This window comes from Proteiniphilum sp., from assembly GCF_034927365.1.
Lineage (GTDB): Bacteria > Bacteroidota > Bacteroidia > Bacteroidales > Dysgonomonadaceae > Proteiniphilum.
Map to the genome: position 1 here is coordinate 105,035 of NZ_JAYFQD010000003.1, position 19,851 is coordinate 124,885.

At 43.7% G+C, this 19,851-nt stretch carries 14 protein-coding genes; 9 read left to right on the forward strand and 5 right to left on the reverse strand.

Going from position 1 to position 19,851, the window contains the following annotated elements:
• Window positions 1–3 precede the first annotated feature (3 nt).
• The 4 genes from VB073_RS01605 to lysS form a co-directional block, all read right to left on the reverse strand.
• Window positions 4–768, reverse strand: a complete 765-nt coding sequence (locus VB073_RS01605) for an HAD family hydrolase (protein ID WP_323402392.1) — start codon at window positions 766–768, stop codon at window positions 4–6.
• A 166-nt stretch (window positions 769–934) separates the two neighbouring features.
• Window positions 935–2,284, reverse strand: a complete 1,350-nt coding sequence (locus VB073_RS01610; RefSeq protein WP_323402393.1) for a glucose-6-phosphate isomerase — start codon at window positions 2,282–2,284, stop codon at window positions 935–937.
• 114 nt (window positions 2,285–2,398) lie between these two features.
• On the reverse strand, window positions 2,399–3,394 hold the full coding sequence (locus tag VB073_RS01615; protein ID WP_323402394.1) for an NAD(P)H-dependent glycerol-3-phosphate dehydrogenase: 996 nt from the start codon (window positions 3,392–3,394) through the stop codon (window positions 2,399–2,401).
• 23 nt (window positions 3,395–3,417) lie between these two features.
• Window positions 3,418–5,151, reverse strand: coding sequence for a lysine--tRNA ligase (gene lysS, locus VB073_RS01620; RefSeq protein WP_323402395.1), 1,734 nt, complete (start codon window positions 5,149–5,151; stop codon window positions 3,418–3,420).
• 364 nt (window positions 5,152–5,515) lie between these two features.
• Between lysS and dapA the strand changes: the two genes are divergently transcribed.
• From dapA to VB073_RS01660, 8 genes are all read left to right on the forward strand, one after another.
• Window positions 5,516–6,403: a 4-hydroxy-tetrahydrodipicolinate synthase gene (gene dapA, locus VB073_RS01625; RefSeq protein WP_323402396.1), complete on the forward strand. Its 888-nt coding sequence runs from the start codon at window positions 5,516–5,518 to the stop codon at window positions 6,401–6,403.
• A gap of 65 nt (window positions 6,404–6,468) precedes the next feature.
• On the forward strand, window positions 6,469–7,077 hold the full coding sequence (locus VB073_RS01630; protein ID WP_323402397.1) for a riboflavin synthase: 609 nt from the start codon (window positions 6,469–6,471) through the stop codon (window positions 7,075–7,077).
• 4 nt (window positions 7,078–7,081) lie between these two features.
• The gene (locus VB073_RS01635; RefSeq protein WP_323402398.1) at window positions 7,082–7,642 is read left to right on the forward strand and encodes a nitroreductase family protein; all 561 of its coding nucleotides are present in this window, start codon (window positions 7,082–7,084) and stop codon (window positions 7,640–7,642) included.
• A gap of 159 nt (window positions 7,643–7,801) precedes the next feature.
• Entirely contained in the window at window positions 7,802–9,145 is a 1,344-nt protein-coding gene (locus VB073_RS01640; RefSeq protein WP_323402399.1) for a hypothetical protein, read from the forward strand.
• A gap of 160 nt (window positions 9,146–9,305) precedes the next feature.
• Window positions 9,306–10,670, forward strand: coding sequence for a hypothetical protein (locus VB073_RS01645; protein WP_323402400.1), 1,365 nt, complete (start codon window positions 9,306–9,308; stop codon window positions 10,668–10,670).
• A gap of 47 nt (window positions 10,671–10,717) precedes the next feature.
• Window positions 10,718–11,380, forward strand: coding sequence for an LPS export ABC transporter periplasmic protein LptC (gene lptC, locus VB073_RS01650; protein ID WP_323402401.1), 663 nt, complete (start codon window positions 10,718–10,720; stop codon window positions 11,378–11,380).
• A gap of 27 nt (window positions 11,381–11,407) precedes the next feature.
• Window positions 11,408–12,697, forward strand: coding sequence for a hemolysin family protein (locus tag VB073_RS01655; RefSeq protein WP_323402402.1), 1,290 nt, complete (start codon window positions 11,408–11,410; stop codon window positions 12,695–12,697).
• 130 nt (window positions 12,698–12,827) lie between these two features.
• Window positions 12,828–14,957, forward strand: coding sequence for a peptidylprolyl isomerase (locus VB073_RS01660; RefSeq protein WP_323402403.1), 2,130 nt, complete (start codon window positions 12,828–12,830; stop codon window positions 14,955–14,957).
• 103 nt (window positions 14,958–15,060) lie between these two features.
• On the opposite strand, the gene VB073_RS01665 is transcribed toward VB073_RS01660, so the two are convergent.
• On the reverse strand, window positions 15,061–16,722 hold the full coding sequence (locus VB073_RS01665; RefSeq protein WP_323402404.1) for a diphosphate--fructose-6-phosphate 1-phosphotransferase: 1,662 nt from the start codon (window positions 16,720–16,722) through the stop codon (window positions 15,061–15,063).
• A 368-nt stretch (window positions 16,723–17,090) separates the two neighbouring features.
• Here VB073_RS01665 and VB073_RS01670 point away from each other — a divergent pair, with 368 nt between their 5' ends.
• Window positions 17,091–19,811: a 2-oxoglutarate dehydrogenase E1 component gene (locus tag VB073_RS01670; RefSeq protein ID WP_323402405.1), complete on the forward strand. Its 2,721-nt coding sequence runs from the start codon at window positions 17,091–17,093 to the stop codon at window positions 19,809–19,811.
• Window positions 19,812–19,851: the final 40 nt, after the last annotated feature.

Genomic DNA, 19,851 nt, shown 5'->3' on the forward strand with positions numbered 1-19,851 from the left:
GGTTTAGAGTCTGATTGTTTGTATGATCCGTACTATTTCGGGCATTGTCTCAAGCAATGTTCCCATCGAATCGAAAACGATCGAAGCGCCTGCCTCTGACAGTACGGAGTCGGGGAGGGGGCCCGTATTCACCGCGATAGTGAATATGCCTGCTCCGACGGCCGACTCTGTACCCAATGGTGCATTCTCTATTACAATTGCCTGATTGGGTTTCAAATTGCCTCCTTTCTGTAATCCCCTCAGGTAAGATTCCGGATGAGGTTTACCTTGTTGCACGTCGAAAGCAGTGACCATCGTTTCAGAAGTGAATACCCCCGGAAAATGTATTTCGAGCCTGTTTAACAGTGAGGGTTGTCCCGATCCGGTAACGAGTACGGGCTTTAGTCCCTTTGTCTGTACATATTTTAAAATCTCTATGGCACCGGGAATAAGCTCACCAGTGTTATATTGCTGAAACAGTTCTGTTTTACGGGCGTATATCTTTTTCACCTCTTCATCTGTTGCATCACGGTGCAGGTTCCGTTGAAAGACGGCGTCAATAGTCGATTGCCCGATCTTGCCTTCCTGAAGATAAAATTCGTGGGGAAGGTGTTTTAACCCCATTTCATCCATTGTCTGTTGCCACGACTTGTCATGTGCCGGCATGGAGTCATAGAGCACACCGTCCATGTCGAAAAGTACCGCTTTCAGATCGAATTGTATAAAATGATTTTTTTGGAGATATTGTACAAGAAGTTCAGTCATTTCTGTCAGTTCTGCTGTTGTCATTGTCGGTGATTTTTAATATGAGGTGCATCTTATATTCTTCAAATATAGATGATTTTCTTTTGAAAACCACGTTTTTGGAGAGAAAATATCTGGTCAGTTTATTAAAAGAGATAAAAAAATCGGGTAAACGTTAAGCCTACCCGATTTTTCAATATATAGAAGTTCGTTATGATCTTGCTTTGATTGCCTTGGTCGCTTCTTCGTAGCCCGGTTTTTCGAGCAGCGCGAACATATTCTTTTTATAGGCTTCCACTCCCGGTTGGTTGAAAGGATTGATGCCAAGCAGATAGCCACTGATACCGCAACCCTTTTCGAAGAAATAGATCAACTGCCCGATATATTTTTCGTTTAATTTAGGTATTTCTATCGTCAGGTTGGGAACACCGCCGTCCACGTGTGCGATGCGTGTACCCAGTTCCGCCATCTTGTTCACTTCGTCCACCCGTTTTCCTTCCAGGTAATTCAATCCGTCGAGGTCTCTGTCATCATGAGGGATCAGCACTTTTTCGTTGGCTTCACCAATTGTTATCACTGTTTCGAAAATAGTGCGTTCACCCTCCTGTATCCACTGACCCATGGAGTGCAGGTCGGTAGTGAAATCGACCGCAGCCGGGAAGATGCCTACTCCCTCTTTTCCTTCACTCTCACCGTAGAGCTGTTTCCACCATTCGGCCAGGAAATGGAGTTTGGGATGATAATTCACCAGGATCTCGATTTTCTTGCCCCGTTTATACAATTCATTGCGGATTACAGCGTAAATAGCGGGCAGGTTGTAATCGAAAGAGATGGAGGGGAGAGTACCTTTTTCTATTTCCACAGCGCCGCCTACCAGTTTTCGGATATCTATTCCTGCTACGGCAATCGGGAGTAATCCTACCGGAGTAAGTACTGAATAGCGTCCTCCAACATTATCAGGGATCACAAATGTTTTGTACCCTTCTGTATCAGCCAATGTCCGAAGAGCTCCTTTGGATGCGTCGGTAATGGCTACAATCCGTTTTCTTGCCTCTTCTTTGCCTACTTTACCTTCCAGTTGGTCTTTCAGCAACCGGAAAGCGATAGCCGGTTCGGTGGTGGTACCTGATTTGGAGATATTGATGATACCGAACTGCTTGTCGTTGAGGTACCCCATCAGCTCACACAGATAATCTTCTCCGATGTTGTTCCCCGCATACAGGATAACCGGATTTTTGCGTTCATTCTTATCCTGTAGCCAATCGAAAGAAGAGGAGAGTGCGTCGATTACGGCACGTGCGCCGAGATAGCTCCCGCCAATACCCACCACTATCACTGCATCACAATGTGTGCGTAGCACCGTTGCTGCATCTTCGATTTCCCTCAATACCTGGTCGGTGATGGAAGAGGGGAGCGTTACCCATCCCAGGAAGTCGTTACCTTCGCGGGATCCGTCATGAAGCGCCTGATTGCAGGCCGCAGCTTGTGCCGATTGTTTCAGAATATCCTCTTCCGAAAGGAACCCGGAGAGATCTTTGATTTGTAATTGAATAGTATCCATTTTTATTTAATTGTTGAATCGTTGAATTGTTGTATGATTGATCGTTTCCTGTTTCTAACTTATACTCCTCCACTTTGCTCCTAACCATTTAGTCACCCAATCACCTTTCCATCTTTAAAAGATATCGATCAGTTTCTTGATGCCGTTTTGCGGAGAGAGCTTTTCGTAAAGAATCTGGTAGACCGTTTCGGTGATGGGTATATCAATATTAAAGCGGCTGTTGAGCTCATGGATGCATTTTGCTCCATAATAGCCTTCAGCAATCATTTCCATCTCCAATTGTGCCGACTTCACAGAATATCCTTTTCCGATCATCGCCCCAAGCGTTCTGTTTCTACTGAATTGAGAATAGCCGGTCACCAGCATGTCGCCCAGATAGTGCTGTTCGGTGATATTTCGTTCAAGAGGAACAACTCCGTTAAGGAAACGGGACATCTCCTTGGCACAATTGCTCATCAGTACTGCCTGGAAATTATCACCATAAAGCAAACCCTGACAAATTCCTGCTGCGATAGCGTAAATATTTTTTAATACGGCAGCCAGTTCAATACCTACTACATCGTCCGATACACCTGCTTTGAGTACCCTCGAAGTGATTGCTTCCGAAAGCAGTTTAGCCCTTGTCTGATCTTTACTGGCTACAGTCAGGAACGAGAGACGCTCCAGCGCCACCTCTTCCGCATGACAAGGACCTGAAACAACGCCTATATTTTCGAAAGGTATCTTGAAATTATCGGCAAGAAATTCACTCATTACCATGTTGTCGTTCGGGATAATCCCTTTCAAAGCTGACACCATGAATTTTCCGCGGAAGGTATTGTTCCAGATGCGGCGGAAGTACTGTTTCACATAGGGTGAAGGGATTGCGATGATAATAGTGTCTGATTCCTTGATGGCCTTCTCCAGATTGGAGTAGAAGGTGATCTGTGCCAGGTTGAATTTTACATTGGTCAGGTAGCTGGGATTGTGTCCTAACTTATAGAAACCCTCTATCTGATCGTCCCGCCGGATAAACCAGTTCATACTTTTCTGGTTCATCAGTACGATTTTTGCCAGCGCCGTTCCCCATGTACCGCCGCCAAGAATACAGATTTTGCCGATAGAATCCATATATATCTATTTACAATCAGGCTTTAAATTTCCGAAGCTTTGGTTATCCATATTTTCACCTCATCGGGAGTGGGATTGACCAAATTGAGTTTGAGTTTTTTATTCAATCCGCATATCTCCTGATGGAGCTTGTTGGGATTTAGCTCGTTGAGGCTTTTTACCCGTATATAGCCGGCTTGCTGGAGCGGGTCGACCCACTCCTGCGGTATACCGATTTCGGTGTATTGTGATACCGTATCTTTCTTGACAGTTTTTTCCGGTCGCATCATCGGGAAGAGAAGTACTTCCTGTATGGCTGTCTGTTCGGTAAGCAGCATGGTAAGACGGTCCATCCCGATCCCCATCCCAGATGTGGGAGGCATACCATATTCCAAGGCACGGAGAAAATCCTGATCAATGAACATCGCTTCGTCGTCTCCTTTCTCGGAGAGGCGTAGTTGCTCTTCGAATCGTTCGCGCTGGTCGATCGGGTCGTTCAACTCCGTATAAGCATTCGCCAGCTCTTTCCCGTTGACCATCAATTCAAACCGTTCGGTCAGTTCGGGGTTGTCGCGGTGCCGTTTGCAGAGAGGCGACATCTCGATGGGATAGTCGATGATGAAGGTGGGTTGGATATATTTCCCTTCGGCCTTTTCACCGAAGATCTCGTCAATCATCTTCCCTTTACCCATGGTTTCATCCTGTTCCACACCCAGTTGTTTACATACATCACGCAGTTGGTTTTCGTCCATTCCACTGATATCGATACCTGTATGTTCCCTTATGGCATCGATCATCGTCACCCTCCGGTAGGGTGCTTTAAAATCGATCTCGGTATCACCGGATTTCACTTTTGTTGTCCCGAGTACTTTTATCGTGACGAACTCCATCATCTGCTCGGTGAACTCCATCATCCATTTGTAATCTTTATAGGCAACATATATCTCCATTGCCGTAAATTCCGGATTGTGCGTACGGTCCATCCCCTCATTCCGGAAGTTGCGTGAGAACTCATAAACCCCTTCAAATCCACCCACGATCAGCCGTTTCAGGTAAAGCTCGTTGGCAATACGGAGGTAGAGATCGATATCGAGCGCATTCATGTGCGTGACAAATGGTCGTGCAGCAGCTCCACCGGGAATACTTTGCAATACCGGCGTATCTACCTCCAAATAACCATGGCTGTTAAAGAACTCACGCATGGCATCGAAGATGCGGGTACGTTTCACGAAAATATCTTTCACTTCATCGTTCACCAGCAGGTCGACATACCGCCGACGGTAACGCAATTCAGGATCGGAGAATTTGTCATATGCCACGCCGTCTTTCACTTTCACGATGGGTAGCGGTTTTAGTGATTTTGACAATAAGATGAGTTTTTCCGCATGTACGGAGATCTCACCGGTCTTGGTCCGGAAAACAAATCCTTCCACTCCTATAAAATCACCGATATCGGTCAATCTCTTAAATATTGTGTTGTATAGTTCCTTGTCTTCGCCCGGGCAAATATCGTCACGGGTAATATAGACCTGGATGCGGCCTTTTGAATCCATCAATTCGATAAAGGATGCTTTTCCCATGATACGGCGACTCATGATACGCCCGGCAATACTTACCGGACGACGCTCTGCATCGTCGCTGAATTCGTCTTTTATCTCTGTGGAATAAGTATTTACATTGTAGAGGGCGGCAGGGTAAGGTTCCACTCCCAGCGTTCTTAACTCTTCCAGGCTTTGCCTGCGTATGATCTCCTGTTCGCTCAGTTCTGAATTATGCATAAATAGGATCTTTTTCTCAGCCGTTTACATTGTAAATATATTTATCTCGCTCAATTATAATGAAATATATATTCTTTTAATGAGTATGGATAGGCTACGGCTCTTTGGCTGCAAAAGTACAAAATAATTCATAAATAAACATATATCTCCATGATAACAATGTTAAACAGATTAGTTCCCTCTGTAATAGCCGTATTTGGAAAACGTTCGATAAGATCCTTGTAATGACAATAGTTTAAATCATCTGAAAAATATATACCTTTGTAGTCTGGAATCATTTTGTTTTTGAAATAATGTTCCGTGAATAAACTGCTGAAAAAATAGATTATTTTTTAAAAAAATAATCTGATATAATTTATGTTTTATGTCAAAAGTTGATCTCAAAGGCCTGGGAGTAGCCTTAATCACTCCCTTCAAAGAAGATTATTCCATAGATTATGATGCGCTTTCGCGGTTGGTGCAATTCCATCTGGAGAGTGGTACAGATTATATTGTTGCGTTGGGTACAACGGCAGAAACACCTACGCTTTCAAAGCAGGAGAAGAATGAAGTGGTACGTTTTATCGTAGAGCAGGTCAATGGCAAAATTCCGGTAGTAATGGGGCTGGGTAGCAACAATACTGCCGAACTGGTCTATGATCTGAAAAATACCGGCTTCTCAGGAGTAAGTGCTCTTCTGTCCGTTACTCCTTATTATAATAAACCAACTCAGGAGGGTCTTTATCAACATTATTGTGCTTTGTCCCAGGCGTCCCCGTTACCTGTGATACTTTATAACGTACCCGGTAGGACCGGTGTAAATATGAATGCCGAAACAACGTTGCGGTTGGCCCGTGAGTGTGATAATATCGTGGCAGTGAAAGAAGCTTCCGGGGATCTCGCTCAGATCAAAACAATCATAGACAAGTCTCCCGAAGGATTCCATGTCATCTCGGGCGATGATGCCATTACTACTGATGTGATTGCGCTCGGTGGGATAGGGGTGATCTCCGTCTTTGCAAACGCTTTCCCTGTTGAGATGGTATGGCTGGTGAAGAATGCCCTTCAAGGTAATATTGCTGATGCACGCCGTAAGATGAATGCCGATTTTGAAACATTGTTCCATCTTATGTTTGTGGAAGGAAATCCTGCCGGAGTAAAATGTCTGCTCTATTTGAAGAGAATGATACAAAATAAGCTTCGTTTACCGTTGGTTCCGGTAAGTGAAAAAACACTTCAGGAGATAAAAGGTGAATTGGCAAAATTCAGTTGAATATATGGAACGGATTATATATCCAATTATCATTATTCAAATCATTACATTAATAAATCAATATAATGTTTTCAGGAATTATAGAGGAAGCGGCCACGGTGGTGGCACTTAAAAGGGATAAGGGAAATCTGCATATTACCTTGAGGTGTAGCTTTACCGAAGAGTTAACGATCGATCAGAGCGTTTCACATAACGGTGTGTGTTTGACAGTGGTCTCTATTGAAGGAGATACATATACCGTAACAGCCATTCAGGAAACCCTTGACCGTTCGAATCTGGGTCTGCTGGAGGTGGGGAGCAAAGTGAATTTGGAGCGCAGTATGAAGATCAATGGCCGGCTCGATGGCCATATCGTGCAAGGACATGTAGATCAGACCGCTGTTTGTGTGGATGTCAAAGAGGCCGACGGTAGCTGGTACTATACGTTTGAATATACTTTTGACCGGGAGATGGCCAAAAAAGGATATATGACTGTCGATAAAGGATCGGTCACCGTGAACGGTGTAAGCCTTACAGTTGTGGAACCTACTAATAACAGTTTTAAGGTGGCTATCATCCCCTATACATATGAGCACACCAATTTCCATCAGATACGGAAGGGATCGGTCATCAATCTTGAATTTGACATTATCGGTAAATATATCAGCCGGATAGCGGCATTGAATGTCTTATAGGGATATGGATTTTTTAGAATTTGTTTCCACCCGCCAGAGCGATCGTGCTTTTGATCCTGCACGAGAGGTGGAGAAAGAAAAAATTGAACGGATCGTGGAGGCGGCGCGATTGGCTCCTTCGGCTTGTAATGCTCAGCCATGGCATCTCATCGTGGTGGATGATCCGGAATTGAAGAATAAAGTAGCCGATGCAACTTCTGCCCGTGCATTGGGAATGAACCATTTCACCAAGCAGGCGCCCGTGCATATCGTGTTGGTGGAGGAAAAGGTAAATCTCTCTTCGGGTGTGGGAGGATGGGTAAAGCAGAAAAATTACGCCCAGATGGATCTTGGAATAATTGCTGCACATATCGTACTGGCAGCTCATTCCGAAGGACTGGGATCCTGTATTCTCGGATGGTTCAATGAACCCAAGATGCGTGATCTCTTGTCGATCCCCGACTCGAAAAGAATATGGCTCGATATTGCAATAGGATATAGCGTGCAGCCATTGAGATCCAAAAAACGCAAATCGCTCGAGGATGTAGTCTCTTACAACGGTTATAAAAATAGCGTAAAAAAGTAGTTTCCAAATTGATTTGAATCGTTTATAAACATTAAACTTTGATCTTTTTAACACGATGTTTGTCCCGATTTTTGGTGACATCATAAAAATATGTCATCTTTGTACACTCTAAAAAAAATTATGAAACAAGGCGGCTAAGAGCTGGTTATACCGAAACAGATGAATATTAGGAAAAAACGTTTCTCTTTATTGATCGCTTTTCTCACGATTACCTCAATTATTTTCGCACAGCAGGTAGGATCAAATTCGCCCTATAGCAGATATGGGTATGGGCTTTTAATGAACCCAACGCCGGGCGCCTCCGAAGCAATGGGAGGAATCGGTTACGGGCTGAGAAGAAGTCAACAGGTGAATTGGACCAACCCGGCATCCTATTCGAAACTCGATACGCTTACCTTTATCTTTGATGTGGGAATTTCGGGGCATATGGCGCGGATGGATGACGGGACAAACAACCGCGATTTCTACAATGGCAACCTCGATTATGTTGCCATGCAGTTCCCGTTATTGCATAAGGTGGGTGCGAGCATCGGTCTCCTTCCTTACTCCAAGATGGGGTATAACTTTGGTGATGAACGCTCGCTTTCGAATATTGTCTATCGTGAGACTTACAGGGGAACAGGCGGATTAAGCCAGATATATGGAGGAATCGCATGGGAGCCTTTCAAGAATATTTCAATAGGCGCCAATCTATCGTATATGTTTGGCAGTTTTTCACGCAGTAGTGTCGTTATACCTGGCTCAGGATTGGTAGGAGAAACAAAATATGAATATTCGATCCGTGAACTTAAATATGATCTGGGTGTACAGTTTACTTATCCCCTCGAAAAGGGGCGTTCAATCACGATTGGTGCGGTTTATTCGCCGAAACTGAATGCCACGGCCGATGTAAACCCCAGCGAGATGCTATATGTCAATGATCCCTATCAGATTCCAGGGATACCGCCTTCGCAGATACTGAAGACCGATACGCTGAAGAATGCCTCCTTTCAACTACCCCATACGTTTGGCGCTGGCTTCACTTTTAATACTCGACAGTTAGTTGTAGGAATAGATGGTACCTATCAGATGTGGAAGGATCTTAATTATCCCGGCGTGTTGGACAACCTGGCCTCAGGAGATCGTTTCAATAATGCTTTTCGGGTAAATACCGGTGTGGAATATGTGATTAACCCGGCGAGTCAGAATTTTTTTCATCGCGTGCGGTTCAGGGGAGGCCTTTCCTATTCCAACTCCTATAGCAATTTCGGAGTGAATGATCCCAATGACCGGAGTGGCACTTCCGGGATCACCGTTGGCTCTTTCAACGAATACGGTATTAATGTGGGGCTTGGACTTCCCTTCTGGGATTACATGTGGGGGCGTATGTCTATGCTGAATATCGGATTTGGTTATACCCGGCAGCAACCCAATGCCAGCCACATGATAAAGCAAGATATGTTCAAGATCTCCATAAATATGAACCTAAATGAGACGTGGTTCCTTAAGTCATTGTTTAACTGATACTGTAGGGATATCTGCGAAGTCGAATGGAAGAGGTTCGTATATAAAATCACAATAGGCCGCTGTTTAAACTTTTCTATTATCACTTTGTCCAACCTGCTGAAACGATGTTTTCGTCTGTTAAATGAGTTGAATAATTATTCTCAGGACGTCAAGGAATATGAAAAAGTTGTTGTTATCGGGACTAATGACTATAATGGTAGTCGTTATTGTTTTCGCACAAAAGCCTGGATATGATCCTGTCAATGCTCCATATGGACATGGAGAGGATAGTATTAACTGCCGTTTAAATTTAAGTCTTATGCAGACTTCTACCAAGGCGGGAGATTTTACCGGTGCATTGAAACCGTGGATAGCCGTCTATGAGAATTGTCCTGCATCAAGTAAGAGCATCTATATTTATGGTCCCCGTATTTTTAAGGCGTTATATGCTGCAGAAGCAGATATAGTCAAAAAGAAGGAATATCTCGATAAGGTAATGGAGATATATGATACACGCCTTACATATTTCGGAAAGGAAGATAGCAAAGGTACAATTCTTGCTTTTAAAGCCTATGACTATATGGAGTTGATGGGCGATCAGGTGGATCAGTCGGTTGTATATGGAATGTTGAATGAGGCTATCGGAGAGATGAAAGATAAGATGGAACCACTCGATGCCTATTCTTATTTTATGATTGCTTCGTTGTACCTCTATCTGGGCGATAATTCGAAAAAAAAACAGTATATTAGTGATTATTTCACTGTGATGGGATATGTGAATAAGGCTATAGTTAATGCGAAGAATGCAGGTGACGGAGCCAGTGCCGACTATCTTGGTATGGTGAAAGAAGGTATTGTGAAAGGGTTTGTCAGTAGTGGCGCAGGTGATTGTGAGATATTTGCAGATTATTATGCCGAAAGGGTCGAACCCAATAAAGAAAATAAGGAATTCCTGAACGAAGCGGTCGGAGTTCTTGCTATGGTAGGCTGTTCGGATACCGATCTCTACTTTACCGCTGCTCAATATCTTTATAAACTTGAACCTTCGGCCGGAATTGCTATCAGGTTGGCCAATAAAGGAGTGAGAGAAAAGGATTACGAAACTGCGGTGAGGTATTATAGCGAGGCAGCCAATATGGAGAGCGATAAGAATAAGGCATCAGGTTATATGATGCAACTTGCAGCTGTTTTTTCCAGCCAGCGCGATTTTGCAAAGGCACGACAAGCAGCTTATGATGCATTGGAGTATAATCCTCACAACGGTGAAGCGTATATACTGATAGCCCAGCTCTATGCCAGTTCGGCGCACAATATTTTCCCGGAGCCGGAAAAGGCAGGATTGGTTTATCTGGCCGCAGTGGATAAACTGCAAAAAGCAAGATCGATTGATCCCACTGTCATCAGCAAAGCGAATGATCTTATTAATCGTTATTCTGCTGCATTTATGGATTCCGAAACGGCTTTTATGATGGGTATTAAAACCGGAGAATCGATATTTATTCCAGGTTGGATCGGAGAAACAACTACCGTTCGTTTGAGATGATTCTGATAATTTAAATTATTGAACAAGTGTTGGGAGACCATCGTTATATGAAATCGTTATGGCATTTAGCTATCATTGCTTCAGTGTTCGCTATGTCTCTGTTTTCCTGTAAGGACAAGAGTGAAAATCTGGTGGCGCTGACCTATAATCCGGATTCAGTACCGACCATGATTACGACTTCAGCATCACAACTTATCTCCGATTCAGGTATTACACGGTATAAGCTGATGTATGAGGTGTGGATGGCTTATGAACATACAGAAGAACCATATTGGTATTTTCCTGAAGGAATCTATTTTGAACAATTTGGACCCAATTTTGAGATTGAAGCTACTGTTGAAGCTGATACAGCGTGGTATTACAATAAGCAGGATCTTTGGCGGTTGATAAAAAATGTTCATGTGGAAAATTGGAAAGGGGAACAGTTTGATAGTGAGGAACTTTACTGGGATGGGAAGAATGACAAAGTATTTTCCGATGCATATATTGAGATCAAGAGTGGACTTACGGAAACGAAAGGGCATGGGTTTGAATCGAACCTTACAATGACCAATTGGCACATTGTGCGGCCGTACGATGCTAAATTACCTTTCACCGAGAATGTTCCTGCGGATTCCCTGCAATCAGACTCCTTGGGTCTGAATGAAGAGGAACTTCTGACAGCGCCAAGGCAAAAACCAGAGCTTCCGGATAAGTCAATAAACAATTAAACGCTTCAACAATTAAACAACAGATAAATGTGGACTCATGCTGAAATCGTTTGGTGGATGGCATTCCTCTTTCTCTCTCTCTTCTTTTCAGGAATAGAGATGGTTTATATTGCTGCCGGCAAGTACCAGTATATTGTTGACAATAGTTTTCCACGAGGTTACAGACATATGCTGGATATCATTTACAACCGTTTCCATCGGTTTCAGGCTGTATTGATGCTGGTAAGAATTACACTCCTTGTCTTTTTTGTTCATTTTACTATCCTGATTGGGTATCATCTTTCGATCAACGCATTGTACAGCGACTTCGTGAAAGTATTACTGATTATTCTCTTTGCGTCGCTTCTACTTTTGATTACGAATGAGTTCCTGCCGCGGATCCTGTTTGGAAGGAATCCTGACTTTTGGGTGAAATTGTTCCTATTTCCTGCTTTTTTATGCTACATCTTACTTTATCCACTTGCCGGGTTATTTGTATCCCTTTCCAAAGTAATTCTCAGAATATCGGGAGTAAATCTGTCCGATTCGGAAGTGAATGAGGTGTTTTATAAAGTTGATTTTAATTCTATCAAAAGGAAAAGTATAAGCGAGATGTCGGCAGATGTGGAAATCGATTCCGAGATCAAGATCTTTCGTAACGCGCTTGATTTCTCTTCTAAAAAGGTGAGAGACTGTATGGTCCCCCGCGCCGATATAGTAGCGGTAAGTCTCGATACCGGTATGGAGAAGTTAAAAGAACTGTTCATGGAAACAGGCATATCCAGAATATTGGTCTTTAAAGAAAATCTCGACAATATTGTGGGATATATACATATGTGGGAAATCTTTAATAATCCGCAAAATTGGACAAATAATCTGGCTTCTATCTCTTTCGTGCCGGAGAGTATGCAGGCCAACCGGCTAATGAGTGACCTGATGCAACATCGAAAAAGTATTGCTGTAGTAGTGGATGAGTTTGGTAGCACTTCCGGGATTGTCACGATGGAGGATCTTGTGGAAGAGATCTTCGGAGATATAGAAGATGAATACGATGTGGAATCGAAATTCGTAAAACGGGAAAATGAAAACGAGTTTGTAATGTCGGGACGTGTGGAAATCGATCATCTCAATGAAATGTATCACCTGAATATTCCGGAATCGGACGAGTATTCTACGGTGGCCGGTTATCTGTTGCATCACATGCAGCGTTTTCCCAAAACCTATGAAACTGTTATCATTGGAAAATATACTTTCAAAATATTAAAAGTGACTGCACGAAAAATAGAGGTCGTAAGGCTTATTACCGAAGGAGAAACTGCCGAAGAGATACTACTCTGACCGTATGTACAAATAAACCTGCACTTTTCCTGAAAAAAATAACGCTGTCTGCGTTATTTTTGCTAACTTCGTGCCCTTATTTGAATTATAACAATTTATCACATTCTAAGTACATTAAAAAGATAGTTAAATGGCTACTTTACAAAAGATTAGGGATAAAGGTACGCTTCTTGTCATTGTAATCGGCGTGGCGTTGCTTGCCTTTGTGTTGGGAGATTTGCTGACCTCTGGGAGAACATTATTCGGAAGAGCGCAAGACAAAGCGTTTGTCGTAAACGGCGAAGTGATATCAACCCATGAGTTTGCCGATAAAATCACACAGTTCGAAGAATTCCAGAAAATGGTGAGCGGACAGTCGTCACTTGATGAGAACATGACGGCGCAAATTCGCGAAGCGGTATATCAGCAGATGATACGTGGTCGTTTACTCAACCATCAGACCGCAAAATTGGGAATTACCATATCCAAAGCCGAATTGAATGATCTGGTGCATGGACAATTTATTTCTCCGGTGCTGCAACAGCTTCCCTTTTTTGTCGATCCTCAGTCAGGTAGATTTGACCGTGCTGCCCTGATGGAATTTCTTACTATTGTCAACACTCCCAATCCCAATCCTCAAGAGCAGGCGGTGGTAAGTCAGTACAAAACTATGTGGCTCTTCATTGAGGAGATGATTAAAACACAAAGACTCGAAGAAAAATATATCTCTCTTCTGTCCAATGCTGTCATCGTGAACGATATGGAGGCGAAGAATGCATTCAACCTTTCACAACGGAGTGCTGATATCGCTTACGTGATGCAGAGTTATTTTACTGTACCCGACTCCACGGTAACCGTAACCGATGAAGAAGTAAAAGCATTCTACAATAAGCACAAGGGATCCTTTAAGATGGAATCCCCGCTGGTAAAGTTATCTTATTTTACCAAAGCGATTACACCCAGTGAAGAGGATTACGCGGAAGTCGAAAAAGAATCACGTAAAGCGTTTGATGAACTGAGTAATGCTGTAAATCCGGCACCCATCGTGGCCGATTATTCCCAGACTCCTTATCGTGACGTGTTCCTCGGAGAGTATCTTCTGACCCCTACCCAATTGGAGTTTGCCCGTACGGCATCTATCAACGATATGCATGGTCCTTCACGCGAAGGAGATGCATTTCATATTTACAAATTGATTGATAAAACGGTGGCCCCCGACTCCGTGCATATCAGGATGATGGCCATTCCCGATGCATCCATGGTCGGACAAGACTCCATCGTTACTCATTTCGTAGATAGTATTTACGGAGCGATAGCAAATGGTACTCCTTTCGCCCAGGTCGCCAATAGTCTTAACCCGAATTCCAATGGAGGAGATATGGGCTGGGCAAGAGAGATCGATCTTGTCTCTCTGGGTCCTGATCTGGTGAATGCTGCCTTCAACGCTCCCCTGGGACGTCCCGTTAAATTGAGTGTCCCGGGGCAACGACTCATTCTTCAGATAGAAGAAAGAACGCGTCCTGTAAATAAATACAAACTGGCCATCATTGACATGCCGGTATTGCCAAGTGAGAAGACCTCAAATAATATTGATAATGAATTGAACCAGTTCGTTTCCACGCCCGATGTGGAGAAAAAATTCAATGAATTGGCTTCTGAAAAAGGATATATGGTGATGCCAAATATCACCGTTTCAGCGAATGATTTCACTTTGGCACAAATTCCAAGTTCACGTCAGGTGATCAGTTGGGCTGCGAATGAGAAAAAGACCGGTTCCGTGAAGAAGTTCGATCTCACCAATCTGCGTGTCATCGCAAGGGTGGAAAAGGTGATACCGTCAGGCACAACCCCTTTGTCGGAAGTATCTTCCGGCATCCGTTCCCAGTTAGTAAATGAGAAAAAGGCCGAAAAGATTATTAACGATCTGAAAGCGCAGAATCTGACTTCTCTCGAGGCGTATGCAACTGCTATAAACAGCAAAACGGATACTGTCCGTTTTGTGAATTTCAATACGCAGAATATTACCGGATTGGGATTTGAACCAATATTGAATGCCGTCTCTACGTTTGCTCCGATGAACAAAGTTGTAGGGCCTGCAAAAGGTAATATGGGTGTCTATGTAGCTACTGTTACTGATCGGTCGGAAGGAGAGGACGAGTATGATGCAAAAGAACAGAAAAACCGGATGCTGAATAGCAATGCTTATCGCTTGCAGATGCAGTCGATAGAAGTATTGAAAGATAAACTGGGAGTGGAAGACAATCGTTCCAGATTCTACTAGTCAATCTCTATCCTGATCCGGGATATAAGATCATAGCCTGATAGGGCAAAAAAAGGTGACCTCAGATGAGGCCACCTTTTTTTTACGATTCATTTCAGGTGAATTATCCCTTGATTTTGCCGTTCTGCTCCAGTTGCAGTGTTTTGCTTGGCTGGTCGCATACTTCAGTAGGGCCGAAGTACTGGATCGGTCCCGGATAGATATAGTCCGTTTCCACAGCCCACTGATCACGTTGGCTTTCGAAATATTTGAACGGTGCGCCATCCAGTTCTACCAATGCTTTTTGGATTACCGGTTTCATTTCGCCGTGGCGACGTTCCATATTCATCATCATCGTGATGGGTACTCCACCTGCAATCCATTCTGCTGCAGGAGCGGTGGTATTGCGAACAGATGACATATATCCGGTTTTGCCTCCTGCTATCAACATTGATGCGGTGTAACCGAGAGAATAGCAGTAGTCGGCATCATAGTTCGACGGAGCGGCACAACGTCCTTCATATCCGAAGAAATGGGTAATGGCTGAAAATTTACCTTTATATCTACCTTCACTGGTCCAGGTGTCGAGCCGTTTCTTCACCATCTCAGCTAACAATTTCTCAGTTTCGATCAGTGATACCTGTACATTTCCGTGCGGATCACGGTCGAGTGTGAGCTGGCGTGCCACTGCTTCGGGAAGGCTGGCATAAATATCGGCATTTTCTTTTGAGAGCTTGCTGATAATGTAATCGCGTTGTCCCGAACGACGCACCAGGTTGAATTCCTCCTGGTTATGTGCCAGAAAATCGTTCAGTTCATTGATCAACTTCTTCATCGCCGGAATAAATTCGATCAGCCCTTCGGGAATAATCACCGTACCGAAATTCAACCCTTTTTCAGCCCGTTGGGTTATTACACCGGCGATGTAATCAATAATATCGTCGAGTGACTGTTCCCTGGTAGCTATCTCCTCCGATATGAGACAGATATTGGGTTGCGTTTGCAATGCACATTCCAGTGCGATATGCGAAGCCGAACGGCCCATTACTTTGATAAAGTGCCAGTATTTGCGCGCCGAGTTACAGTCGCGTTGGATATTGCCAATCAACTCTGAATATACTTTACAGGCTGTATCGAAACCGAAAGAGGTTTCAATCAGCTCATTTTTCAGGTCACCATCGATGGTCTTGGGGCAACCGATCACCTGTACGCCGGCATTGATGGATGCGTAATATTCGCCCAATACGCAGGCGTTGGTATTGGAGTCGTCTCCTCCGATGATAACCAATGCCTTGATGTCCAGTTTTTTCAATATCTCGAGTCCTTTGTCGAATTGTTCTTTGGTCTCTAACTTTGTACGTCCTGAGCCGATGATGTCGAATCCACCGGTATTACGATACTCGTCAATAATGTCGGAGGTCAGTTCTTTGTAGGTATGCTTAACAAGTCCGTCTGGTCCCAGGATAAAGCCATATAATTTGCTCTCTTTGTGTAACCGTTTGATCCCGTCAAATATTCCGGCAATCACATTATGTCCTCCGGGTGCTTGTCCACCTGAAAGGATAACCCCCACATTGATCGGTGCAGATATTCCGGCTTCTCCGGCAGCCTGCGTGAATTGAACGATCGGCATCCCATAGGTATTGGGAAAGAGCTTTTGGATCTCTTCCTGATCACGTACCGATTGCGTGGCAGTACCTTCCTGAATATTTACATTGCCCTTCAAACCTTCGGGCATCTTGGGCATATAACTTGCCCTTGCAACTTGTAAAGCACTTTTTGTCATTAGATCGATTTTTTTTATGATAAATTGTATTTGTCTCTTTTAGGATAGTTTCTTGCCGGGTTCTACCCTCAACAAACGAATGGAGGATAACTCCATGCAGCGCTACCCGGCGGGACAACGACTGCTAGTCGATGAAGTCAACCCCAAAAGTACTATTTTTTCGGGAAAAATAAATATTTTCGCTAAGTTAAATGAGCATAAGACAAGTTTACCTGGATTATGTCATAACGAGAAAATGTCTAACTTCGTGAACAATTTTACTATCTTTACCATTCATATCTAACAGGTGGAAAGGTGGAAAAGTGGGAATATTGTTAAATTTTTCATTTTTCACTTTTCATTTATATGAATATTCATAAAATTGACCGATGAATGCCAAAAATGGGATGAATGTAGTGGATCTGGAGGCCATAGAGGAGTTATATAAAAAATATAAGGCAGATCCCGAAAGTGTGGATGAGAGTTTTCGATATTTTTTTCAGGGGTTTGACTTGGGTATTACCCGTTTTCCGGTTAAACCGGAGATGAGTAATGTCCCGGTAGAAAATTCCCGGAAAGAATTGGATGTGATGAATTTGATTACGGCTTACAGGCGAAGAGGACATCTTTTCACCAAGACCAATCCGGTACGTACACGCCGGAGCTACACCCCGACACTTGCCATAGAAAATTTCAATCTTAGCGAGAGCGATCTGGACCGCGAGTTTGAAGCCGGACATGAGGTAGGTATGGGTAAAGCCACGTTGAGGAAAATAATTGCCCGTCTGGACAAGACCTATTGTAAATCGATCGGAGTAGAATACCGCTATATGACCAAACCGGAAATTGTACGATGGTTACAGGAGAAAATGGAACTATCCGAAAACCGGGAGGATCTCCCCCGGGGGGCCAGATTACGTATTCTCGACAGACTTATAGAAGCATCGGGATTCGAAGATTACCTTCACAAAAAATTTGTTGGACAAAAACGGTTTTCATTAGAAGGGTCAGAATCGATCATTCCGGCGTTGGATGCAATGATGTCGCGTGGGGGGGCTTATGATGTGAATGAGATCGTGATAGGTATGGCTCATCGTGGACGATTGAATGTACTCACCAATCTGATGAAAAAACCTTATGCGCAGGTTTTCAGGGAATTCAATGCCCAGAATTACGAGGAAGAGATCAGGTACGGTGATGTGAAATATCATCTCGGATACAATAACACTATCGAATATGAAGGACGAACTATCTCACTGCACCTCACCCCCAATCCATCCCATCTGGAAACGGTAGGCCCTGTTGTGCAGGGGATTGCCAGGTCGATGTTGGAGAATGTGCATGATTGGGATTACGATCAGATATTACCCATTCTTATTCATGGAGATGCCGCCATCGCCGGACAGGGTGTGGTATATGAAACCATCCAATTCTCCAAGCTTGAGGGGTACAAAACAGGAGGTACCATCCATATTGTGATCAACAACCAGGTGGGATTTACAACTAATTATTTGCAGGCGAGGTCAAGCACCTATTCTACCGACGTGGCCAAAGTGACCCATTCACCCGTATTCCACGTGAACGGGGATGATATAGAAGCTATGGTTTATGTCGCGAAGTTGGCACTGGAATTTCGTCAGAAATTCAATATTGATGTTTTTATCGATCTGCTCTCTTACCGTAAGTACGGTCATAATGAAGGTGACGAACCGCGTTTTACACAACCGAAATTGTATAATATTATTGCCAAACATAAAAATCCGCGTGATATTTATGCTGAGAAATTGATTGCTGAGGGAATTATTACCCGTCAGGATTTTGATGCAAGAGTTGCCGATTTTCACCGGCGATTGGAAGAATCGTACGAAGAGTCCATCAAATCAAGTAAACTGAATCTCCAGCCTTTTTTTCCTCATCGATATAAAGATATACGCTATCCGGAAGCCACCGATTTTGAGAATAGTGTCGACACATCCATCTCCAAAGAACTGTTTATAGAACTGGCAAGTAATATTACAAAACTACCGGAGGATAAAAAGTTCTTCAATAAAACCAAACGGCTGTTCGCCCAGCGGGCGGCAATGATCGATGAGGATAATTATGACTGGGCGATGGGCGAACTGATGGCATATGCCTCCCTGGCAAAAGAGAAGCACTCGGTGCGGTTGAGTGGTCAGGATTCGGAGCGGGGTACTTTCTCCCACCGCCATGCTGAGGTGATTACTGAAGACGGTGAAGAGAAATATTTTCCCCTGAAAACTCTGGGAGAGGGACAAGCTCCTGTAAGGGTATATAATTCGCCACTCAATGAATATGGAATATTGGGATTTGAGTATGGCTATTCGCTGGGTCATCCCGACGGATTAACCATTTGGGAGGCGCAGTTTGGCGACTTTTATAATGTGGGGCAGGTGATAGTAGATCAATATATATCTGCTGCTCAGGAGAAATGGGGCATTAGATCGGGATTAGTAATGTTCCTTCCACATGGTTACGAAGGACAGGGGGCAGAGCACTCAAGTGGACGGGTAGAACGCTTTTTGAGCCTTTGTGCCAACTATAACCTGCAGGTGGTGAACTGTACTACTCCTGCCAACCTGTTCCATGTTCTTCGTCGTCAGTTGCACCGTGATATCCGTATTCCGCTGATTGTCTTTACTCCTAAGAGCCTTCTCCGTCATCCGGAATGTACTTCTACCCTTGCCGATTTCACCGAAGGTTGTTTCCGGGAAGTGATGGAAGACAAATCAATTGAAAATCCTGCAAAAGTGAAAAGGGTATTACTTTGTAGTGGCAAGATATACTATGAATTGAATGCCTTAAGGAAAGAGAGGGGCATCAACGATATAGCCATCCTTCGTCTGGAACAGCTTTATCCTTTTCCGAAAAAGCAGCTCGAAGCGATATTACGTTCTTATCCGGAGAATATAGAACTTGTGTGGGTGCAGGAGGAGCCATTCAATATGGGTGCAGCTGTATATGTCAAGCAACAAATGGATGATTGCACCTTAAAGATTATCAGCCGCCCTGCCAGTGGTGTTACGGCTGAAGGTCTCTCCGCGCAACACAAAATACATCAGGCAATTATTTTGGAAAAAGCATTTAGTTAGATTTAAGAGTCAAGAACCAAGACAATTGGCATATTGGCAC